Genomic DNA, 19,665 nt, shown 5'->3' on the forward strand with positions numbered 1-19,665 from the left:
CATAGGATCTACTAATGCCCAGTAGCGCTTCGGTCCCCGGCACCCCGGCCCAGTCCACGGACGTGCCGCCCCTGGAGCAACTCTTCCCCTTCAGCCTCGATGACTTTCAGCTGGAGGCGATTGAAGCCCTGAATCAGGGCCATTCGGTGGTGGTCAGCGCCCCCACCGGATCGGGCAAGACCCTGATCGGTGAGTACGCGATCCATCGCGCCCTGGCCCACGGTCAGAAGGTCTTCTACACAACGCCGCTCAAGGCCCTCTCGAACCAAAAACTGAGGGATTTCCGCGAGCAGTTCGGGGCCGAGCGCGTCGGCCTGATGACCGGCGACCTCACCGTGAACCGGGAGGCCTCGATCGTGGTCATGACCACGGAGATCTTCCGGAACATGCTCTATGCGGAGGCCGAGCAGGGGGATGACCCCTTGGCCGACGTGGAGGCCGTGGTGCTCGATGAGTGCCACTACATGAATGACTCCCAGCGCGGGACGGTCTGGGAGGAGTCGATCATTCACTGCCCTCCGGTGGTGCAGCTGGTGGCTCTCTCGGCGACGGTGGCCAACGCCGGGCAGCTCACCGACTGGATTGAGCAGGTCCATGGGCCGACCCGCTTGGTGATGAGCGACTTCCGGCCGGTGCCGCTGCAGTTCAGTTTTTGCAGTGCCAAGGGCCTGCATCCCCTGCTCAACGACGAGGGCACGGGCCTCCACCCCAACTGCAAGGTCTGGCGTGCCCCCAAGGGGGGGCGTAACCGCCGCGGGCCCAAAACCCCGAGGCCGCCGCAGCCGGAGGCACCACCGCTGGGGTTCGTCGTGGCCCAGATGGCGGAGCGGGAGATGCTGCCGGCCATCTATTTCATCTTCAGCAGACGCGGCTGCGACAAGGCCGTTCGGGACCTGGGCAAGGTCTGCCTGGTCAGCCCCCAGGAGCAGGCCCGCATTCAGGCGCGCCTGGATGTCTTCATGGCGGCCACCCCCGAAGCCGTACGCGATGGCGGCCATGACGATGCCCTGCTGCGGGGGATCGCGGCCCACCACGCCGGGGTGTTGCCGGCTTGGAAGGAACTGATTGAGGAGCTCTTCCAGCAGGGGCTGGTGAAGGTGGTGTTTGCCACCGAGACCCTGGCGGCCGGCATCAACATGCCCGCCCGCAGCACCGTGATTTCAGCCCTCTCCAAGCGCACGGAGCGGGGCCACCGCCCCCTGATGGGCAGCGAGTTCCTGCAGATGGCCGGCCGGGCGGGTCGCCGTGGACTGGATTCCCAGGGCTACGTCGTCACCGTGCAGAGCCGCTTTGAGGGTGTCCGGGAGGCGGGGCAGCTGGCCACCAGCCCGGCTGACCCGCTGGTGAGTCAGTTCACACCGAGCTACGGCATGGTCCTGAACCTGCTGCAGCGCTATGAGCTCTCCAAGGCCAAGGAGTTGGTGGAGCGCAGCTTCGGTCGCTACCTGGCGACCCTCGATCTCACGGAGGACGAGGCCCGCATTAGTGAGCTGCGCGAGCAGTTGGGGGACCTCAGCGGCACCGTTCAGGAGGTTGATTGGGAGGACTTTGAGGACTATGAGAAGCAGCGCGGCCGCCTGCGGGAAGAGCGCCGACTGCTGCGGATCCTCCAGCAGCAGGCCGAGGAAACCCTGGCCCATGAACTCACCTTGGCCCTGCGTTTTGCCAGCGAGGGAACGCTGGTGAGCCTGAAGGCTCCGGTTCTGCGGGGCCGGGTCACACCGGCGGTGATCGTTGAGAAGCAACAGGGCTCAGGTCAGTTCCCGCTGCTGTGCTGCCTCACCGACGAGAACGTTTGGGTGCTGGTGCCCTGCAGTGCAGTGGTCAGCCTCCATGCCGAGCTCACCTGCCTTCAGGTCAAGGATGTGGCTGTTCCCGAGCTGCACCGCCCCGGCGAGCTGCGCCATGGCGATCAGGCCAGTGGTGGCCTGGCCTTGGCCGTCGGACACATGGCCCGGCGCCACGACATGGTCACCCCCCAGTACGACCTGGCCGGTGAGGTTCAGGCCCAGGCCCATCTGGTGCGTGAACTGGAGCTGGCCCTGGAATTGCATCCGGCCCACGGCGCCGGCGACCGCAAGAAGCTGCGCAAGCAGCGCTTCCGCATGGAGGAGTTGGAGGCGGAGATTGCCGAGCGCCAGCGCGTGCTGCACTTCCGCGCCAATCGCCACTGGGAAACCTTCCTGGCATTGATCGAGATCCTGCGCTTCTTCGGCTGCCTCGAGGGGGACGAGGGCCTGGATCCGAGCGAAGTGGGCCGCACCGTGGCCGCCCTGCGGGGGGACAACGAGCTCTGGCTGGGATTGGCGCTGATGAGCGGTCACCTCGATGAGCTGGATCCCGCGGACCTCGCCGCCGTGCTGGAGGCGATCTCAACGGAGGTGAATCGCCCGGATCTCTGGAGTGGCTATCCACCGCCGCCAGCGGCCGATGAGGCGATGCATGACCTGCGCGGCATTCGCCGCGAACTGCAGCGGCAACAGGAGGCAGGCAAGGTCGTGATGCCGGTCTGGTTTGAAGGGGAGCTGATGGGCTTGGTCCATGCCTGGGCCAAGGGCGTCAGCTGGAGCGACCTGATCGCGAACACCTCGTTGGATGAGGGCGATGTGGTGCGGATCATGCGCCGCACCGTCGATCTTTTGGCGCAGATCCCCTACTGCGAAGCCATCAGCGAGCAGTTGCGCACCAACGCCCGGGCGGCCCTCAAGGCGATCAACCGCTTCCCCGTGCGGGAGCCGATCGATGGCGGCCAGGCTTCAGGGGAGGACTCCAATCCCGCTACCGCCCGCCAGGCCGATCCTTCGGCGCTTAATCCCGCGGCCTAAGCACCAGCCAGACGATCAGCAGCAATCCGGCCGTACTGCCCACGGTGTACAGCCAGTCGGCGTAGGGCGTCCAGAAGAGGGCAAGGGGCATGGGTAGCGTGAGCGCGTGATGAATCCGTCCCGCATCCGCATCCTGGCGGTGGGCAAGTTGCGCAAGAGCTGGGTGCTCGAGGGAGCCTCCACCTTCCTCAAGCGCCTGCCGGGATTGCAGGTCCTGGAGCTCCGCGATGCCGGCATGGCCAAGGAGGCCGAAGCGATCCTGGCGGCCCTGAAGCCTGACGAGCGCTTGGTGATCCTCACCGAGGAAGGCCAGACCTTGGACTCGGTGGCTCTGGCCCAGCGTCTCGAGGGCTCGGGGTCAGAGCGCTTGGCCTTTGTGATCGGCGGCGCTGAGGGCATTGACCCGGCCTTGAAGGCCCGCGCTAGCTGGCGCCTGAGCCTCTCGCCGATGACCTTCCCCCATGAACTGGCCCGGTTATTGCTGCTGGAGCAGCTCTACCGGGCGATGACCATTCAGCAGGGCGGGCCGTATCACAAGCCCTGAATCAGATCGCGAGGCGCTTCCAGATCACGTCCAGGTTGGCCTGGTGCAGATCGGTGGAGAAGCACTCCGCCAGCTGCTCGGCGGTGAGGCGTGAGGTCACCTCGCCATCGGCCTCCAGGTTGGCCCGGAAGTTGCCGCCCTCGGTGTTCCAGGCGGTGTGGGCGTTGCGCTGCACGATCCGGTAGGCGTCTTCACGGCTGATGCCGGCTTCCACCAGGGCCAGCAGCACCCGCTGGCTGAAGACCACGCCGCCGTAGACGTTCATGTTGCGGGCCATATTGCCGGGGTAGACCCCCAGACCCTTCACCACGGAGGTCATCTCCCGCAGCATGAAGTGGAGGGTGACCGAGCAGTCGGGCAGCATCATGCGCTCCACGGAGCTGTGGCTGATGTCCCGCTCGTGCCAAAGGGCGCAGTTCTCCAGCGCTGCCACGACGTAGCTGCGCAGCACCCGGGCCAGGCCACTGATCCGTTCGCTGCGGATCGGGTTGCGCTTGTGGGGCATGGCGGAGCTGCCCTTCTGTCCCTTGGCGAAGTTCTCCTCGACCTCCAGCACGTCGGTGCGCTGTAGGTTGCGGATCTCGGTGGAGAAGCGCTCGAGGGCGGCACCCACCAGGGCCAGGGTCTGGATGTACTCCGCGTGGCGATCGCGGGAGATCACCTGGGTGCTGGCGGTGTCGGGCACCAGGCCGAGCTTGGCGCAGGCGATCTCCTCCACCCGGGGGTCGGTGTTGGCGTAGGTGCCCATGGCACCGGAGATCTGGCCGACGCTGACGGCGGTTTCCAGGTGCTCCAGGCGCTGCTGGTTGCGCACCACTTCGGCGAGCCAGCCAGCCACCTTGAAGCCGAAGGTGATGGGTTCACCGTGGATGGCGTGGGACCGGCCGATCATCACCGTGGCCTTGTGCTCGCGCGCGAGGGCCCGCAGGGCGTCCGCGAGCAAGTCCAGCTCCTGGCGCAGCAGCTTGACGGAGGCCTTCATCTGCAGGGCCACACCGGTGTCGAGGACATCGGAGCTGGTCATGCCCACGTGGATGTGGCGACCGGCGTCACCCACGTGCTCGTTGACGTTGGTCAGAAAGGCGATGACGTCGTGACGGACCTCGGCTTCGATCTCGAGGATCCGCTCGACGCTGAAGCTGGCTTTCTCTTTGATCGTCGCGACGGCCTCAGCCGGGACGCGTCCCAGTTCGCAGTTGGCTTCGGTGGCTGCAATCTCCACGTCCAGCCAGCTCTGGAACTTGGCCTGCTCGCTCCAGATAGCGCCCATCTCGGGCAGGGTGTAACGCTCGATCAAGGCCGCGCCTGGCTCACATCAAGACCAATGTATGGAATGGCCTTTCGGGGCCCTAGGCGACGCTGGTGAGCTTGTGGTGCTCCACCTCCCACTGCACCAGTGGGCCCCAAGCCTGTTGTTGAACCCAGCAGCGCCCTCCACGGCAGCGCAGCACTTGGAAGGGGGGCAGGTCCGATGGCTGATTGCGCAGCTTCACGAAGCTGCCGGGTTGCAGCAGTTCAACCACCTTCGCGCTGTGGGGTTTGGGAGTGCGGGCCACGGTGGTACCCCTTGGTTTGGAACATCCTCAGGAGTGTTCCCAGGGAAACCCATTCAGCACCGGTTTTTATTCGGTTTCGCTTCGAGCTTTGTGATTAAACGGGCGTACGGCACGATGCAGAGGTGCTGGGCCGCTGCCCGATGGGTCGAAAGCGACGCTTGGATCTGCAGCTGGTGGAGCTGGGTCTGGTCACCTCCCGTCAGCAGGCGCAGCAGTTGATCCGTGCCGGCAAGGTCCGCAGCGGTGATCGCATCCTGGATAAGCCTGGACTTGAGGTGCTGCCGGAGCTGGAGCTGCAGGTGGAGCAGCCCCAACGGTTTGTCTCCCGGGGTGGCGAGAAGCTGATGGCGGCCGTTGAGGCCTTCCCCTTAGGCCTGGATCAGCGCGTCTGCCTGGATGGTGGGATCTCCACCGGTGGCTTCACCGATTGCCTGCTGCAGCACGGGGCATCCCGGGTCTATGGCGTGGATGTGGGCTACGGACAAACAGCCTGGAGCCTGCGCACCGACGAGCGCCTGGTGCTGAAGGAGCGCACCAACCTGCGCCACCTGCAGCCGGAGGATCTCTATGGCAGCGATGACCCCTGGCCTGATCTGGCCGTGGCGGACGTCTCGTTTATTCGCTTGGCCTTGGTGCTGCCGGCCTTGGGCCGCCTGCTGCATGGCGAGCGCCGCGAGGCGGTGCTGTTGGTCAAACCTCAGTTTGAGGTAGGAAAAGAGCGGGTCGGGAAGGGGGGAGTGGTGCGAGACCCCCTGGCCCATGCCGATGCCATTGCGGGGGTGATCGCTGCGGCGGAGCGGGAGGGCTGGCGCGCTTGTGGGGTGGTGGCGTCTCCGATTACCGGGCCCGCTGGCAACCACGAATATCTGCTCTGGTTGCGTTCAGGGGACTGGAGCGAGCAAGAGAAAACCTCCGAAGTGCCCCCCACAGAGGAACACATTCGGAGGTTGGTGGAGCTGACCTTGGCCAGCTAGCTCAGATCGCGCTGTTGTCCTTGTCGCCGGTGCGGATCCGGACCACGGACTCGACGGGGCTGATGAAGATCTTGCCGTCGCCGATCTCGCCGGTGCGGGCGGCTTCTTGGATGGCATTCACCACGGTGTCGACGCGGGCGTCATCCACCACGATTTCCAGCTTGAGCTTCTGCAGGAACTCCACGGTGAACTCAGAACCTCGGTAGCGCTCGACTTGGCCCTTCTGGCGACCAAAGCCGCGAACCTCGCTGACGGTCATGCCGACGATGCCGGCGTTGACCAGGGCCAGCTTCACGTCTTCGAGCTTGAAGGGGCGAATGATGGCCTCGATTTTTTTCATGGCTCAGGGCTGGAGATGGGGGAATTCTCTCAGGAAAATCCGGCGAGGAAAGGTCTTTGCGGACCTTCTGAAGCCATTAGGGCGCAGTCTTTCGGCGGGCGATGTGACCGTTGATACCGCCTTGGTTGAAGGGCCGCGATGCGTAGCATCCGAAGTCAGGACGAGCGCTTGGATGACTGCGACCGCAACAACCCGTACCCCCCTCTACGGAGAGCGCGCCATTGCCGAGGCGGAGCTGATCTGCTTCGACAACCCCCGGCCTGAGCGCCCCTACGAGGTGTCGATCACCCTGCCGGAATTCACATGCAAGTGCCCGTTCTCGGGTTACCCCGATTTCGCCACCCTGCGCCTGATCTATCAACCCGGTCCCCGGGTGATGGAGCTCAAGGCGATCAAGCTCTACGTCAACAGCTACCGCGATCAGTCGATCTCCCATGAGGAGGTGACCAACCGCATCCTCGATGACTTCGTCGCGGCCTGCGCTCCGGTCTGGATGCAACTGGAGGCCGATTTCAATCCCCGCGGCAATGTCCACACGGTGATTCGGGCCTGCCACGGCACCCGTCAGCCCTGCTGAACCTCCGCGATCAGCAGCGGCAATTCATTGGCCAGGGCTGTCAGGTTGCGGTTGCAGAGACCGGCAACGTGGAGCTTCTGGCCACCGGCCTCGGCGATCGCCCAGATCTGACGGGTCGCGATCAGGCTGAGGGCACCGCCGGCCAGGGCGATGGCAAATCCGCCATAGACCAAGGGCACCCCGGGGTCCCGTTTGAGCAGGATGCCGCTGGCTGGGACCACACCGGCCACCCGCAGCGGAATTCCCTCGACCTCAGCGGCGTCCCCCCCGGGGATCAGGGTGGCCAGGATTTCAGCGTCGGCGGAGTAGGCCGTCACCGGACCTTCCTCACTGGAGAGAGCCAGAAGCACCGGGTTGCTGCCATCGGGCCGGGTGGGAAGGACGATCCCCCAGACCTGTTCTCCGAGCTGGGGAAAGCTTTGAAGCGGCAGCTCCAGGATTGGGCTCTTCCCGAGTTGAACCTTGATGGCGGAGAGGGCCCAGTCCGCCTGATACAGGGTCATGCCGCGGTAACGCAGCGGATGGTTGACGCTGATCTCCGCCTGGGAGACCTCTTGGCCTTGGCTCGGGGTCAAGGTCAACTGGGAGCGGAATTGTTCCGGGCGTCCCGCCGGGTCCCGCTCGACGCCGAAGCGCTCCAAGCTGACGCTGACCTGGGTTTCACCGCGGCTGTTCAGCAGCTCCAACTCGTTGCCAGGGGCGAGGAACCGCTCCAGACGTTGGCCGCCGAGGGATCCCCAGGCGGCCCCCACCATCAGGACCACCAGGCCGGCGTGAACAAGCAGTGGACCGACCCGTCCCAGCACGCCTTTGCGGGCCGCTAGGCGGTCCCCTTGGGGTTGGAGTTCCCAGCCACGGCTCTGAAGCAAGGTCTCAAGTCGCGTCAGGCTGGCCTTGGGATCGGGAACGGCGATGGTCTCCGCCAGGGTGAGCTTGCTGAGCTGACGGGGGGTTTGGTAGTCGATCCAGCGCAGGGCGGCCTGTAGGGCCGGCCACTGGCGACGCCAGCTGCAGAGGATCAGGGCGAGCCCAAGCCAGGCCAGCAGGGCGAGGAACCAGCTGCTCGAATACACGTGATCCAGCTGCAGCGAGAGGATCGCGTCACCATTGAGCAGTCCCAGCCAGGGTTCTGGGTCATAGACGCGGTGGTAGAGCGCGGCGGCTTCCTTCTGCGGCACAAAGGTCCCCAGTCCGCTGGCCGCGGCGATCAGGATCAACAGGCCAATGGCCACCCGCAGGTCAGAGATCCAGGCGATCAGTCGCTTCATCGGTGGGGTGGAAGGAAAGCTGGGGTTAGGTCCAGCGGGCCAGCAGGGTCAGGCAGCCGGTCAGCAGCAGCACGGCCCCGCTGATGGGCGGTACCCATTGCCCGAGGGAGCGCAGGGCCAGGAGTCGGGGAGCCCAGGCCGCAGCGGTGCCCGCCAGCAGCAGAGGCATCACCTGCCCAGCGGCGAAGGCGGTCAGCAGCAGGGCGCCGGTCAGGGGGGTCCCGGACTGGGCGATCCAGGCCAGCAGGACCGCCAGCACAGGGGTGGTGCAGGGGGAGGCCGCCAGGCCGAAGGCCAGGCCTGCGGCCAGTGGGGCCAGGGCGGGTGGCACCCGCTGCCGCCACTGCTCCGGATCGGGCCCCGCCGGCAGCTGCAGGGGCACCAGGCCCAGCAGATTCAGACCCATCACGACCGCCAGCAGGGCCACCAGGGTCGGCACAACACCAGGAACCTGGCCATAGATGCGGCCTAGAGCGCCGCTGCCCAGGCCCAGGAGAACCAGGGAGCCGACGATGCCGCTGCAAAAACTGAGGCTGCGGGCCCAGGGACGCTGGCCGCCGCGGTCAAATCCCGCCAGGTAAGCCAGCGTCACAGGCAGCAGCGAGAGGGAGCAGGGGCCCAGGCTGGTGATCAAACCGCCAGCAAACACCAGCCCCACGGTCAGGGGCCCTGGATGGGCCAGGGAACTGCTCAGCAGCTGCTCACCACTGCGGGCCCAATCCGCTAGGGCCTGAGCCAGCATCAAACGGTACGCAGCGCGAGGGGTCAGCCTATCGGCATGCTCTGCCGCTTGGCTTGGATCCGGCGGTTGCGGTGGGGCTTGCCGGGCTCCAGGCCGGCCCCCTCCAGGGAGCAGCGCAGCAGGAGGCCTGCGGTGAGCAGGCTGGAGAGGAGGGAGTTGCCGCCGTAGCTGATCATCGGCAGCGGTAATCCCGTGGTGGGCATGGCACCACTGGCCACGGCGATGTTCAAGATCGACTGGCCCACCAGCAGGGTGGTGCAGCCGATGGCCACCAGCCGCTGTTGGTTGCTTCTGCAGCTCAGGGCAATGCGCAGGCCGACAAAGCCAAAGAGCAGCAGGAAGACCAGCAGCAGCAGGGATCCGACGTAGCCGAACTCCTCAGCGAAGACCGCGAAGATGAAGTCGGTGGTCTGGATCGGGAGGTACTGCAGCTTCTGTGTGGACAGGCCATAGCCCTCACCCCAGAGACCACCGGAGCCGATGGCCAAGAGGCTCTGAACCAGCTGATAGCCATCCCCCTGGGCATCTTTCCAAGGGTTGAGGAAGGAGGTGACGCGAATGCGCTGGTATTCGTTGATCGAGATGCTTCCCACCGCCACGGCCAGGCCAGCGCCGGCGGTGCCGAGCATGGCCCAAAGCGGCAGACCTGACCCCAGTGCCATCAGCCAGAGCAGGATTCCGCAGAGGGATGCGGTACTCAGGTTTGGCTGTTTGAGGATCAGTCCGAGGGTCACCACAAAGACCCCGAGCCAGAGCACCTTTTGATCGATGGAAATGCGTCTCCAATGGGAGAACAGGGCAGCTCCCTGGAGGACGAGAAAGGGCTTGATCAGTTCGGTCGGCTGGATCTGAATCGGCCCGATCACCAGCCAACGGCTGGCGCCATTCACTGTGCTGCCGATCACCAGGGTGAGGGCGACGAGAACGCTTCCGGCCAGTAGGGCTGGACCGGCCATGCGCAGCCAGCGCCTGAGGTTGATGCTGATGCCTGCATAGAGCAGGCCCCAGCTCACCAGCATCCAGATGGCCTGGCGTTTGAGGTAGTAGCTGGCATCCCCCATCTCCCGGGCGGCGACCCACCAACTGGCGGATCCCAGGACGGCCAGGCCCAGGAGGCACCAGATCGCGATCATCCCGAGGAGCAAGCGTGCCTCTGCGGGCCAGTGCTCAAACGGCACGGGGAGCCACGGTCGCTTAGCGGGCAAGGGGGTGCGCAAATCAGACACTGACTATCCCGTATTTCTCTGGCGCTTGCCAACAAAAAAGCCCGGCAGTGCCGGGCTTTTGAAGAAGGTTTCGGCCTGAAGGAATCAGTTGCCCAGGTTCACCTGACGGCGACCAGCAACGAGTTCAACTTTCAGGATTTTGCCCCCTTGCTTCATGATCCGCTGCTGTTCAGCGAACCAGCTTTCATAGGGCACCCACTTGGTGAAGAAGGTGTTCTGCAGCTCGCGCTGGGAACGGGTCTTCTCCGGGCAGGGAATGCAAGCTGTGATTTTGAAGAGGCGCATGGATTGATCCGCAGGTTTGCCGAAGGCAGGGATCAGTTACCCAGGCCGGAGCTGATGTAGTCGAAGTACACGCCCATTTCACGGCCTGCGTCAGGACCCACCAGGGAAGCGGTCACTTCCTTCATGGCCTGGATGGACTGAACGGTGGCGCCGATGGGCACACCCAGGGAGTTGTAGGTCTCCTTGAGGCCGTTCAGAACGCGCTCGTCGAGGATCGAGGTGTCACCGGCCAGCATGGCGTAGGTGGCGTAGCGCAGGTAGTAGTCGAGGTCGCGGATGCAGGCTGCATAGCGACGGCAGGTGTACATGTTGCCGCCGGGACGGGTGATGTCCGAGTACAGCAGCGACTTGGCCACAGCTTCCTTGATGATCGCGGAAGCGTTGGCGCTGATGGTTGCAGCGGCACGAACGCGCAGCTCACCGCTGGCGAAGTACTGCTCCAGGCGCCCCATGGAGGAGCTGTCCAGGTACAGACCCTGAACGTCGGCCTGGTTGATGACGTTGGTGATTGCGTCTTGCATGGAACCTGTTCGAAGAGGCGGGGATCAGAGAGAGAGCAACCTCAGGAGAGGGCGCCGACGACGTAGTCGAAGTAGAAGCCAGCCTCTTCGGCATCAGCACCGGTGAGCAGGCCCATGGCGGCGTTCTTCATCTCGCGCACGGCTTCAGCCATGGCTTCGAGGGGAGTGCCGAGGGAGCGATACATCTCCTTGGCGCCGATGATGCCGATCTCCTCGATCGGGGTGACATCGCCGGCGATGATCCCGTAGGTCACCAGGCGCAGGTAGTAGTCCATGTCCCGCAGGCAGGAGGCGGTCATCTCTTCGCCATAGGCGTTGCCGCCGGGGGAGATGACGTCGGGACGCTTCTGGAAGAGGGCGCCGCCAGCGGTCTTGACGATGCGCTCACGGCTCTCGCTCAGGACCTGGGCGACGCGAAGACGGCGCTGACCGCCGCTCACGAAAGCCTTGATCTGGTCGAGTTCGCCAGGGCTGAGGTAGCGGGCTTCGGCGTCCGCGTTGATGATCGAGTTGGAGACGATGCTCATGCAGTTCTGCCTCGAAACAAGCGGTCGCCTGAACGGTGACCGATATCCGGTGGGTAAGGGGGAGTCTCCAGCCTTGAGCGATGCAGTGACCTGCGTCGACGCGAGCTGAAGGAGCGACAGCTGAGCTGTGCGCCGAATCATTCTGTGGCAACGCCCCGCGCCGTCCTGAGTCCCGGTAACAGTTCTTCACGGCGATTATTTTTGCTTGAAACCCTTGCCGGCACTGGGTTTCTCTTGATCGAAGACTACGTTCAGGCTGCGGCGGTTGCTAACAGTCAGATTTGCTTCATGGCTCCACTGAATATTTATCTTTGTCTCAATCTTTTTCGCTTCATTGTTAAGAATGCCCATTAAAAAGCCGGCTCGTTAGAGCCGGCGAGGTGGACAGGGTCTGGATCTGAGGCTGGACTTCTCAGCGCCCCACTGGATTGAGTGCGGCATTGCCGCCATAGAGGGCGGCCGTGCGGTTGACCGTGCTCAGGGGGATCCCGTTGCTGGTGCCCATGCCCTTGAGGTAGGGAACGGTGTCGCGACCGAAGTTCTCGGCGTAGGCAGGATTGTTCAGAACGCCGTCGATGGCGGTGCGCATGCCCTCAACACAACGGGTGTTGAGGAAGGCGCTCGTTTCATCGGCCTGCGCTGCCCGACCCAACAGGGCGATATGGGCGGCGGCGGCGGCCTTGAACGGGGCCATCCGGTTCAGTCGGCTGACGAACAGGTCACAGCCTGCAACCCGAGCGACAAACTCGGCGACGCACAGGCGACCTTGACGGAGCTGGGATTCGGCATCCCCCAGTTGTTCTGACGCCAGGGGCTGGCGACCGAGCAGCTGGCGATAGACCGCCTCGATCACCTGCGTGACTTCAGCGCTGCTGGGATCCATGGAGAGCTTCACGGCGGTGCCGAGGCTCTTGCGCTTTCCGAAACCTTGCAGGGTTCCAGGCTTCAGGGCCCTGGCCATGGCAGCCCGGGGCTGCTCGGCGTTAGCGCCAGCTCCGCCAGTCGACACAGCGGCGTTCCAACCACTGCCGAAGCTGCTGCGGGCGGGGACCGCCGCGGCTGCAGAGGGGGCCGGGGCAAAGCTGGTGATCCCTGCCGCGCTCCAGGTGGGAGCTGCGCCGCCACCGGGTTGCCAGCGGGGAGCGCTCCACTTGCGCTCGGGCGAGGGCTTGGTCTGGACGGAATCGGGGCCGGAGCGCTTGGACGGTGCTGGAGCCAGCTGCTCTCCACCGGTCAGGGTGGCGCTCCAGCCGCCACGCACGACGCTGGTGCGGCCCTTGAGGTTGCGGGGGGTCAGCGAACTGCTGTCGCGGAAATCGCTTGGGGGGGTGACCTCAGGGCGAATCCGTGGGGTGATGTCGGCGTAAGCCGCTGCGTTGAAGGCGCGCTTCAGCGAGGGCACGCGACGGGTGTTGAGGTCGTTCGGGGTAATGAACCGCTCATAGGGAACGGTGTCTTCGCCGAAGGTCTCGCTGTACTCGCTGCTGTTGAGCATGGCGTCCACCACGCCGTAGAAGCCCTTGCGGGCAGCCACGTCGAAGTAGCTGTCAATTTCCCAGCGGCCAAAGGTGGGGCGGCCCAGCAGGCGGCGGTGCATGACCTCGATGGCCTTACAGATGTAGAGGCCACTCCAATAGCGACGGCGGAAGGCCTCGCTTCGTGCCACCTGGCGAATGAATTCACGCAGGCTCAGGTCACCGTTCTCGAGCTTGATTTCCTCGACGGTGTTGTGCTCGCCGGCGTAGCCGGTGTTGCCCAGGACCTGGACATAGACGGCGCGAATCACAGCCTGCGTGCTGGATTCGGTGTTGCGGATGCTGGGTTGACCGCCGCGACGGGGAACGGAGTTGCCGCCGGTGGCGATCTGCTGAAGCCTCACCAGCTTCGGCCCTGCCTTGCGGGGGGTCGATGCCCGGAACTGCGGGCTGTTCATCTGGCCCGGCTGGCGCATGCCATTGCCCACCAGGATGCGGCGGGTGTCGTAGCTCAGCGGTGCCGGACGGGTCGACACATTGGCGGTACCCGAGGGGAAGATCGCGCCGTAGTTCAGGCCCAGAGGATCGTTGCCGCCGCCATAGGGGTGCTGATCGGCGTAGGGCTGGCGGTAGCTGGCGTAGAGGGTGACGTATTGGGGAGCGCCTTCAAAGGGAGCGCTGAAGCGGAACAGCTTGCGGTTGGATCCCCAGCCGGCGCTTTCCTGTGCTTCCTCGCCGATGTCCCGCAGGTAGGGAACGGTCTCCTCGCCGAACACCTGGGCGTACTCCATGGTGTTGATCAGCGAATCCACGAGGCCCTTGAGGCCCTGGGCGCTGACGATGTCGAAGTAGCGGGTGAATTCCTCGCGGGAGCTGATGCCCCGGCCCAGGAAGTGGCGGAAGGCCAGCTCAACGGCACGGCTATTGGAGAAGCGGCCGTAGAACTGCTGTTGGTATTCCTTGCTGTGGCCGAGGGAGCGGATGAACTCCCGCATGGAGATGTCGCCCTGGCGCACCTGGGTGGCTTCCACGGGGCAGGGCACCTGGCTGTAGGCCTTGGCGATGTCCCGCTCGAAGATCTGGCGGTAGGCCGCCCGCACCACTTCTGCTTTCTGGCCGCCACTCATGGCGGGCCTCATGATGAAGCGCTGGGCCTTGCCTTGGGCCGCCAGGGCGTAGATCGCAGGCAGCTGCAGGCCCTGGTTTTCGGGGCTGCCCAGGCGCTGGCGGGCCGAGGGGGTTGGCACGGCCAGCTCTTCGAGCAGGACGTTGAAGCTCTCGATCAGGAGTTGACGGGCTTCGGGCAGGTCCTTCAGCAGTTCAGCGGCACCGGCACGCATTTCCTGCAGGGCCACGTTGGTGGCGGCCAGGGAACAACCCTTCTCCAGGACATCGCGGAGACCACGGGTGTTGACCCGCAGGATGCTGGGATCGCCAGCCACGACGGCGTAACCGACGTAGCGCAGGAACCAGGCCAGGTCGCGGATGGACTTTTTCATCCGCTCGGTGCCATAGATGGCCACCGAGATCGGGTTGAAGCCCGTGGGCAGAACCACGCGGACATCCGCGTCACCGCCGGCTCCCTCCAGGAGGCGGGTGAAGGCATTGCCGCGCTTGGTGCTGCCGCTGGCGCCAGCGAAGGTCTGCACGGAGCGCTGGAACGCGGCTTGGTCGGCCGCCAGTGGGGTCTGGGACCCGGCCGCCACTGGGTTCAGAGGCGCATCGAGATAGGAGAGCGGGGTGCCGCCCGCAAAGATCCGGTTGGCCGCCCGAGCGACGATGGCTTCGGCATTGGCCGAGACGCGACGGGCCGCCTCAACCCGGAGCTGGCCGCTCTGGAAGAAGTTCGTGAGGTTGCTGAGCTCGCCCCCATCCGGGAAGCGGTCCTGCTGCTCCGCCTGACGGACGCTGGAGAGCGGCAGGGTGTCGTAGCGCTGAGGAGCAACCCTGCTGCTGCCGCTGCTGGCGGTCACAGTCATGGACGAAAGCGAACCTGGCCTGGGCACGTTACGGCTGGCCCTCTGGCCTCCTGGCAGGCCATGAACAAATGTTTGCAGCCCGTTGTGGGTTTGCTCGAGCGGCAAGGCCGGGACATGAAATGCTCGGCCTCAGCGGATCCACCTTCTGACCCGCTTCCAGCCCATGACTCAGGCCCCTGCTGATGCCGCCACCCCGGTGGTGAGCGACTTTTACGACCGCTTCCCCTATCCCGGGGATCCCCTCCAAGACGGCCCACCGCCCGGATACAACTGGCGCTGGTGCGTTGACGCTGCCTACTCGGCCAGCACCGGTGCCTTGCCTGCGGCCCGTTCGAGCGCTGAGCCCCTCAGGATTCTTGATGCGGGCTGCGGGACGGGGGTCAGCACGGACTACCTCGCCCATCTCAACCCGGGGGCAGAGATCCTCGCGGTCGATATTTCGCCGGGGACCTTGGAGGTGGCGCGAGAGCGCTGCCGGCGCTCCGGTGCCCTGGACCGAGCCCAGGTCCGGATCGAAAACAGGAGCCTGCTTGAGCTGGCAGGAGAGGGGCCGTTCGACTACATCAATTCCGTCGGGGTCTTGCACCATCTCCGGCAACCGGAGGCCGGGCTGAAGGCCCTGGCTGCGTTGCTGAAGCCCGGTGCCTTGCTGCATCTCTTCCTCTATGCCGACGGTGGCCGCTGGGAGATTCACCGCACCCAGCGGGCGCTCACGGCGATGGGCGTGGGGACCGGAGCGGATGGACTGCGGTTGGGGCGTCAGCTCTTCACGGAGCTTCCTGAGCACAACAGGTTGAGGCGCCATCACGAGCAGCGCTGGGCGATCGACTGCGCCGCCGACGCGAACTTCGCGGACATGTATCTCCACCCGCAGGAGACCAGTTACAACCTCGAGCGCCTGATGGCGTTTGTGGCGTCCGCAGACCTGGACTTTGCCGGCTTTTCCAACCCGGAGGTCTGGGACCCCGCGCGGCTGCTCAAGGGTGAATTGCTGGAGCGGGCTCAGGCTCTTCCACCCGAAGCGCAGTGGCGTTTGGTGGAGGACCTGGATCCCGACATCAGCCACTTCGAGTTTTTCTTGAGCAAGGGTCCGGTTCAGAAGCAGCGCTGGGATGAGGACAGGGATCTACTGGCGGCCCTGGGCTGCCGAAACCCATGTCTCTGGGGCTGGCCAGGTCGCGCCCTGTTGGATTCCGACATGGCACCTCTGGACCTGAGTGCCGAGGGCTTCAGCCTGTTGCAAGCGCTCGAGCAAGCACCGGCAGATACTCCGCTGGGTCAGCTCCCATTGGACTGGTCAACGGCTCAGATCGCTTCTGTCGCAAGGGAACTGCAGCTGCAGCGCGTTCTTCTGCTTCGCTCAGGACCAGGCTTCAGCGCGTGATAGATTCCGCGCGCCTTTTCAGAGCAAAGGCGCCTTTGTTGGCTGCTTCATCACCCCAGTCAGATCCGGACTCTCACCTCGAGGGGCTGGACGCACTGGATGACACGGCGAGCCAAGAGACGGTTCCTTCTCCCCCTCTGGAAACAGAGTCCTCTGGGTCCTCTGCTGTCGCTGAAACCGAATCGGTTCCCGCTGATAGTCCTGACCTGGCTGACTTTCAGAGGCTTCAACGTCGCCTGATCCTCGCCACCTTGCTGGTGTCCGCCATTGCGGTCCCGGCCACGGCCCTGATCTACGACCTTCACATCGCCAGCAGCTTGCTGGTCGGTGGCCTCGCCGGCGCTCTCTACCTCAGGCTTCTCGCCCGAAGTGTTGCGAAGCTCGGCAACGGTTCCAAGAAGGTGGGCAAGTTCCAGCTTCTGGTCCCTGTGGTTCTTGTTCTGGCTGCAGCTCGCCTGCCCCAGCTCGAGTTGTTACCAGCTCTGCTTGGTTTCCTGCTCTACAAGCCCGCGGTGATTCTTCAGGCACTCACAGATCGCTGAGCGCCAAAAACCTTTTCAACGTCGCATTTGCGACCCCGAACGTCGACCCGATGGGTTCCTTGCCACTCGTTCTTCCCTTTGCCGAACTGGAGGTGGGTCAACACCTCTATTGGCAGCTGGGAAATCTCAAGATTCACGGCCAGGTGTTTCTGAGCTCCTGGGTTGTGATCGGAGCCTTGCTCGCCTTTGTCGTGGTGGGCACGCGCAAGATGGAGCGCGATCCCCGTGGTGTCCAGAACCTTCTGGAGTTCCTCTGGGATTACATCCGCGACATGGCCCGCGAGCAGATCGGCGAGAAGGCCTATCGCGATTGGCTTCCGTTCATCGGCACCCTCTTCCTGTTCATCTTTGTGAGCAACTGGGGCGGCGCTCTGGTGCCCTGGAAGCTGATTCATCTGCCCAGTGGCGAGCTTGGTGCTCCGACCGCTGATATCAACACCACCGTTGCCCTCGCGCTGCTGGTGTCCCTGGCCTACTTCTATGCAGGCCTGAGCCGGAAGGGCTTCCGCTACTTCGAGTACTACGTGGAGCCGACTCCGATCATGCTCCCGTTCAAGATCGTTGAGGACTTCACCAAGCCCCTCTCGCTCTCCTTCCGTCTGTTCGGAAACATCCTTGCCGACGAACTCGTCGTTGCAGTGCTGGCCTTCCTCGTGCCTCTCGTGGTGCCCCTGCCTGCGATGTTCCTCGGCCTGTTCACCAGTGCCATTCAGGCGCTGATCTTCGCCACCCTCGCCGCCTACTACATCGGTGAAGCGGTGCACGAAGAACACCACTGATACTCATCAGTCCCCCTGCCTGATCGGGGTCACCCGCTCTGGCAAACTCCTTGCGCGCAGGTCCGGTTCAATCCGGGCCCATCTCGGTTCAGTCCAGATGTCCCAGGCGCAGGGATAACGTCCCGGTCCCAATCCGCGCTCTCCCAGCGCCCTACATCCTTCGTTCCACCATGGATTCCATCACCTCCGCCGCGTCTGTTGTCGCTGCTGGTCTGGCCGTCGGCCTCGGCGCCATTGGCCCTGGTATCGGTCAGGGCACCGCTGCAGGCGGCGCTGTCGAAGGCATTGCTCGTCAGCCCGAAGCTGAAGGCAAGATCCGCGGCACCCTGCTGCTGTCCCTGGCCTTCATGGAAGCTCTCACCATCTACGGCCTTGTGGTCGCTCTGGTGCTGCTGTTCGCCAACCCCTTCGCTGGCTGATCGCGCTTGAGGTGACGAGGGAAGGGCGGCCTTCAGTTCGCTGAACCGCCCATCCCCTCAACCTTTGCCTCAGCCTTTCGCTTCCGCCGCCGTTTTGCGGCCCGCTTCAACCGCCCGCACCCCTGCCTCATGACCAGCTGGCTTTTGCTAGGTGCAACGGAGGGAGGTCTCTTTGACCTCGACGCCACCCTGCCTCTCATGGCAGTTCAGGTGGTTCTCCTCACCTTCATCCTCAATTCCCTGTTCTTCAGCCCCGTTGGACGGGTCGTGGAAGAGCGGGAGGGTTACGTGACCACCAGCCGTGCGGAGGCCAAGCAGAAGCTGGCCCAAGCCGAACGCTTGGAAGCTGACCTCAAGGAACAGCTCAAGGACGCACGTCTGTCCGCCTCGAAGCTGATCCAAGAAGCGGAAGCTGATTCCGACAAGCTTTATCGCGAGGCCCTGGCTGCAGCGACCGCTGACGCCAACGCCTCCCGTGAGCAGGCACGCCGCGAGATCGATGCCCAGCGCGAGTCGGCCTTGGGCCAACTCAAGACTGACGCCGACAAGCTCGGTGACCTGATCGTCGACCGTCTGCTGGCCGCCCGATGACCATTCCTTCCCTCTTCGCCAGCCACGGTGGCTTTGGTCTGAACCTCAACGTGTTCGAGACCAACATCGTCAACCTGGCGATCGTGCTCTTCGGCCTCTACAAGTTTCTGCCCAACTTCCTGGGCAGCATCCTTGAGCGCCGCCGCGCGATCATCCTGGCCGACCTGAAGGACGCTGAAGAGCGCCTCAGCTCAGCCACCGCCGCCCTCTCTCAAGCCCAGCAGGATCTGGCCGCTGCTCAGCAGAAGGCCGAACAGATTCGTGTTGACGGCAAGGCTCGCGCTGAAGCGATCCGCCTTGATTCTGAGAAGCGCACCATCGATGAGATGGCTCGTCTCAAGCAAGGTGCTGCCGCTGATCTCGACGCTGAGGCGTCCCGCGTCAGCAACCAGCTCCGCCGTGAGGCGGCTCGCTTGGCCATTGAGAAGGCTCTCGCCACCCTGCCCGGCAAGCTCAATGCTGAAGCCCAGGCGCAGTTGGTGGATCAGTCCATCAAAACGTTGGGGAACGCCTGATGCCGCTGCTCAACACCATTACGACCCCCTACGCCGAAGCGTTCCTGCAGGTTGCTGACAGCCGCAAGGAAACCGACGAGGTGGTGGATCAGGCCAAGGCCGTTCTCGGCCTCTGGAATGAGTCAGCTGATTTCCGGGAAGCCATGGGCTCTCCTGTGATCGAGGTTGACGCCAAAAAGGCGGCCCTTGAGAAGCTGTTCGCTGAGCAACTCAAGCCCTCTTTCCTCAATCTGCTGAAGCTCCTGGCTGATCGCCAGCGCATCGGCATGCTCGACGCGGTGCTGGATCGCACCCTCGAGCTCTACCGCGAGCAGCGCAATATCGCTCTCGCCTCTGTCACCTCTGCCTCTGCTCTCACTGAGGAGCAACAGGCTGAGCTCAGCAAGAAGGTTCAGGCCGTGGCCGGTACCGACAAGCTGGAGATCAATCTGAGTGTCGACCCCACTTTGATCGGCGGTTTCGTCGTCAAGGTCGGCTCCAAGGTGATTGACGCCAGCCTCGCGGGTCAGGTGCGTCGCCTCGGACTGGCGCTGGCCAAGGTGAGCTAGCTCCGCACCCGAACCCCTTTCTCACCCCTCGTCCTCAACCCCAACGCC

The 19,665-nt window shown here is 64.4% G+C and carries 21 protein-coding genes; 11 read left to right on the forward strand and 10 right to left on the reverse strand.

Annotated elements, in window-relative coordinates; genetic code table 11:
• Positions 1 to 14: 14 nt before the first annotated feature.
• Together LY254_RS10690 and LY254_RS10695 are read left to right on the forward strand one after the other, a co-directional pair.
• Positions 15 to 2,825, forward strand: coding sequence for an RNA helicase (locus LY254_RS10690; protein ID WP_247477070.1), 2,811 nt, complete (start codon positions 15 to 17; stop codon positions 2,823 to 2,825).
• 109 nt (positions 2,826 to 2,934) lie between these two features.
• On the forward strand, positions 2,935 to 3,369 hold the full coding sequence (locus LY254_RS10695) for a 23S rRNA (pseudouridine(1915)-N(3))-methyltransferase RlmH (protein ID WP_010315285.1): 435 nt from the start codon (positions 2,935 to 2,937) through the stop codon (positions 3,367 to 3,369).
• Position 3,370: 1 nt separating this feature from the next.
• Here LY254_RS10695 and purB read toward each other — a convergent pair whose 3' ends face one another.
• Positions 3,371 to 4,666: an adenylosuccinate lyase gene (purB, locus tag LY254_RS10700; protein WP_010315287.1), complete on the reverse strand. Its 1,296-nt coding sequence runs from the start codon at positions 4,664 to 4,666 to the stop codon at positions 3,371 to 3,373.
• A gap of 52 nt (positions 4,667 to 4,718) precedes the next feature.
• The gene (locus LY254_RS10705; RefSeq protein WP_010315289.1) at positions 4,719 to 4,925 is read right to left on the reverse strand and encodes a hypothetical protein; all 207 of its coding nucleotides are present in this window, start codon (positions 4,923 to 4,925) and stop codon (positions 4,719 to 4,721) included.
• A gap of 140 nt (positions 4,926 to 5,065) precedes the next feature.
• Between LY254_RS10705 and LY254_RS10710 the strand changes: the two genes are divergently transcribed.
• Positions 5,066 to 5,899 carry a TlyA family RNA methyltransferase gene (locus LY254_RS10710; protein WP_247477071.1) on the forward strand — a complete coding sequence of 278 codons (834 nt, stop codon included), beginning with the start codon at positions 5,066 to 5,068 and terminating at the stop codon, positions 5,897 to 5,899.
• 1 nt (position 5,900) lies between these two features.
• Here the strand turns inward: LY254_RS10710 and LY254_RS10715 are convergent, their stop codons facing one another.
• A complete protein-coding gene (locus LY254_RS10715; RefSeq protein ID WP_247477072.1) occupies positions 5,901 to 6,239 on the reverse strand; it encodes a P-II family nitrogen regulator in 339 nt (112 codons plus the stop codon).
• Between the two features lie 172 nt (positions 6,240 to 6,411).
• On the opposite strand from LY254_RS10715, the gene queF reads away from it, so the two are divergent.
• Complete coding sequence (gene queF / locus LY254_RS10720) at positions 6,412 to 6,816, forward strand: preQ(1) synthase (RefSeq protein ID WP_010315295.1); 405 nt, start codon at positions 6,412 to 6,414, stop codon at positions 6,814 to 6,816.
• Here queF and LY254_RS10725 read toward each other — a convergent pair.
• The 7 genes from LY254_RS10725 to LY254_RS10755 form a co-directional block, all read right to left on the reverse strand.
• On the reverse strand, positions 6,804 to 8,084 hold the full coding sequence (locus LY254_RS10725) for a cytochrome c biogenesis protein ResB (protein WP_010315297.1): 1,281 nt from the start codon (positions 8,082 to 8,084) through the stop codon (positions 6,804 to 6,806). The genes queF and LY254_RS10725 overlap by 13 nt on opposite strands.
• Before the next feature lie 25 nt (positions 8,085 to 8,109).
• Positions 8,110 to 8,826, reverse strand: coding sequence for a cytochrome c biogenesis CcdA family protein (locus tag LY254_RS10730; protein WP_010315299.1), 717 nt, complete (start codon positions 8,824 to 8,826; stop codon positions 8,110 to 8,112).
• Between the two features lie 23 nt (positions 8,827 to 8,849).
• The gene (locus tag LY254_RS10735) at positions 8,850 to 10,031 is read right to left on the reverse strand and encodes an FtsW/RodA/SpoVE family cell cycle protein (protein WP_247477074.1); all 1,182 of its coding nucleotides are present in this window, start codon (positions 10,029 to 10,031) and stop codon (positions 8,850 to 8,852) included.
• 105 nt (positions 10,032 to 10,136) lie between these two features.
• On the reverse strand, positions 10,137 to 10,337 hold the full coding sequence (locus LY254_RS10740) for a phycobilisome linker polypeptide (RefSeq protein ID WP_247477076.1): 201 nt from the start codon (positions 10,335 to 10,337) through the stop codon (positions 10,137 to 10,139).
• A gap of 32 nt (positions 10,338 to 10,369) precedes the next feature.
• Entirely contained in the window at positions 10,370 to 10,858 is a 489-nt protein-coding gene (gene apcB, locus LY254_RS10745) for an allophycocyanin subunit beta (RefSeq protein ID WP_247477078.1), read from the reverse strand.
• 41 nt (positions 10,859 to 10,899) lie between these two features.
• The gene (locus LY254_RS10750; RefSeq protein WP_247477079.1) at positions 10,900 to 11,385 is read right to left on the reverse strand and encodes an allophycocyanin; all 486 of its coding nucleotides are present in this window, start codon (positions 11,383 to 11,385) and stop codon (positions 10,900 to 10,902) included.
• Between the two features lie 412 nt (positions 11,386 to 11,797).
• A complete protein-coding gene (locus tag LY254_RS10755; protein WP_247477081.1) occupies positions 11,798 to 14,839 on the reverse strand; it encodes a phycobilisome rod-core linker polypeptide in 3,042 nt (1,013 codons plus the stop codon).
• A 163-nt stretch (positions 14,840 to 15,002) separates the two neighbouring features.
• Between LY254_RS10755 and LY254_RS10760 the strand changes: the two genes are divergently transcribed.
• From LY254_RS10760 to atpH, 7 genes are all read left to right on the forward strand, one after another.
• Positions 15,003 to 16,223: a bifunctional 2-polyprenyl-6-hydroxyphenol methylase/3-demethylubiquinol 3-O-methyltransferase UbiG gene (locus LY254_RS10760; protein ID WP_247477083.1), complete on the forward strand. Its 1,221-nt coding sequence runs from the start codon at positions 15,003 to 15,005 to the stop codon at positions 16,221 to 16,223.
• 35 nt (positions 16,224 to 16,258) lie between these two features.
• A complete protein-coding gene (locus LY254_RS10765) occupies positions 16,259 to 16,765 on the forward strand; it encodes an ATP synthase (protein ID WP_371820463.1) in 507 nt (168 codons plus the stop codon).
• Positions 16,766 to 16,815: 50 nt separating this feature from the next.
• Positions 16,816 to 17,544 (forward strand): F0F1 ATP synthase subunit A, encoded by a 729-nt coding sequence (gene atpB, locus LY254_RS10770; RefSeq protein ID WP_010315316.1) that lies wholly within the window; start codon positions 16,816 to 16,818, stop codon positions 17,542 to 17,544.
• Between the two features lie 170 nt (positions 17,545 to 17,714).
• Positions 17,715 to 17,963, forward strand: a complete 249-nt coding sequence (atpE, locus tag LY254_RS10775; RefSeq protein WP_010315318.1) for an ATP synthase F0 subunit C — start codon at positions 17,715 to 17,717, stop codon at positions 17,961 to 17,963.
• Positions 17,964 to 18,092: 129 nt separating this feature from the next.
• On the forward strand, positions 18,093 to 18,554 hold the full coding sequence (locus tag LY254_RS10780) for a F0F1 ATP synthase subunit B' (protein ID WP_010315320.1): 462 nt from the start codon (positions 18,093 to 18,095) through the stop codon (positions 18,552 to 18,554).
• Complete coding sequence (locus tag LY254_RS10785) at positions 18,551 to 19,069, forward strand: F0F1 ATP synthase subunit B (protein ID WP_247477087.1); 519 nt, start codon at positions 18,551 to 18,553, stop codon at positions 19,067 to 19,069. Before LY254_RS10780 ends, LY254_RS10785 begins: the two co-directional genes overlap by 4 nt.
• Entirely contained in the window at positions 19,069 to 19,617 is a 549-nt protein-coding gene (atpH, locus tag LY254_RS10790) for an ATP synthase F1 subunit delta (RefSeq protein WP_010315322.1), read from the forward strand. Before LY254_RS10785 ends, atpH begins: the two co-directional genes overlap by 1 nt.
• Positions 19,618 to 19,665 lie beyond the last annotated feature (48 nt).

This window comes from Synechococcus sp. NB0720_010, from assembly GCF_023078835.1.
Classification (GTDB): Bacteria; Cyanobacteriota; Cyanobacteriia; order PCC-6307; family Cyanobiaceae; genus Vulcanococcus.

Coding starts and splice junctions, on each gene's coding strand:
- LY254_RS10690 (WP_247477070.1), top strand. CDS start 15: ATGCCCAGTAGCGCTTCGGTCCCCGGCACCCCGGCCCAGTCCACGGAC.
- LY254_RS10695 (WP_010315285.1), top strand. CDS start 2,935: ATGAATCCGTCCCGCATCCGCATCCTGGCGGTGGGCAAGTTGCGCAAG.
- LY254_RS10710 (WP_247477071.1), top strand. CDS start 5,066: ATGGGTCGAAAGCGACGCTTGGATCTGCAGCTGGTGGAGCTGGGTCTG.
- LY254_RS10715 (WP_247477072.1), bottom strand. CDS start 6,239: ATGAAAAAAATCGAGGCCATCATTCGCCCCTTCAAGCTCGAAGACGTG.
- queF (WP_010315295.1), top strand. CDS start 6,412: ATGACTGCGACCGCAACAACCCGTACCCCCCTCTACGGAGAGCGCGCC.
- LY254_RS10725 (WP_010315297.1), bottom strand. CDS start 8,084: ATGAAGCGACTGATCGCCTGGATCTCTGACCTGCGGGTGGCCATTGGC.
- LY254_RS10730 (WP_010315299.1), bottom strand. CDS start 8,826: ATGCTGGCTCAGGCCCTAGCGGATTGGGCCCGCAGTGGTGAGCAGCTG.
- LY254_RS10740 (WP_247477076.1), bottom strand. CDS start 10,337: ATGCGCCTCTTCAAAATCACAGCTTGCATTCCCTGCCCGGAGAAGACC.
- apcB (WP_247477078.1), bottom strand. CDS start 10,858: ATGCAAGACGCAATCACCAACGTCATCAACCAGGCCGACGTTCAGGGT.
- LY254_RS10750 (WP_247477079.1), bottom strand. CDS start 11,385: ATGAGCATCGTCTCCAACTCGATCATCAACGCGGACGCCGAAGCCCGC.
- LY254_RS10755 (WP_247477081.1), bottom strand. CDS start 14,839: ATGACTGTGACCGCCAGCAGCGGCAGCAGCAGGGTTGCTCCTCAGCGC.
- LY254_RS10760 (WP_247477083.1), top strand. CDS start 15,003: ATGACTCAGGCCCCTGCTGATGCCGCCACCCCGGTGGTGAGCGACTTT.
- atpB (WP_010315316.1), top strand. CDS start 16,816: ATGGGTTCCTTGCCACTCGTTCTTCCCTTTGCCGAACTGGAGGTGGGT.
- atpE (WP_010315318.1), top strand. CDS start 17,715: ATGGATTCCATCACCTCCGCCGCGTCTGTTGTCGCTGCTGGTCTGGCC.
- LY254_RS10780 (WP_010315320.1), top strand. CDS start 18,093: ATGACCAGCTGGCTTTTGCTAGGTGCAACGGAGGGAGGTCTCTTTGAC.
- LY254_RS10785 (WP_247477087.1), top strand. CDS start 18,551: ATGACCATTCCTTCCCTCTTCGCCAGCCACGGTGGCTTTGGTCTGAAC.
- atpH (WP_010315322.1), top strand. CDS start 19,069: ATGCCGCTGCTCAACACCATTACGACCCCCTACGCCGAAGCGTTCCTG.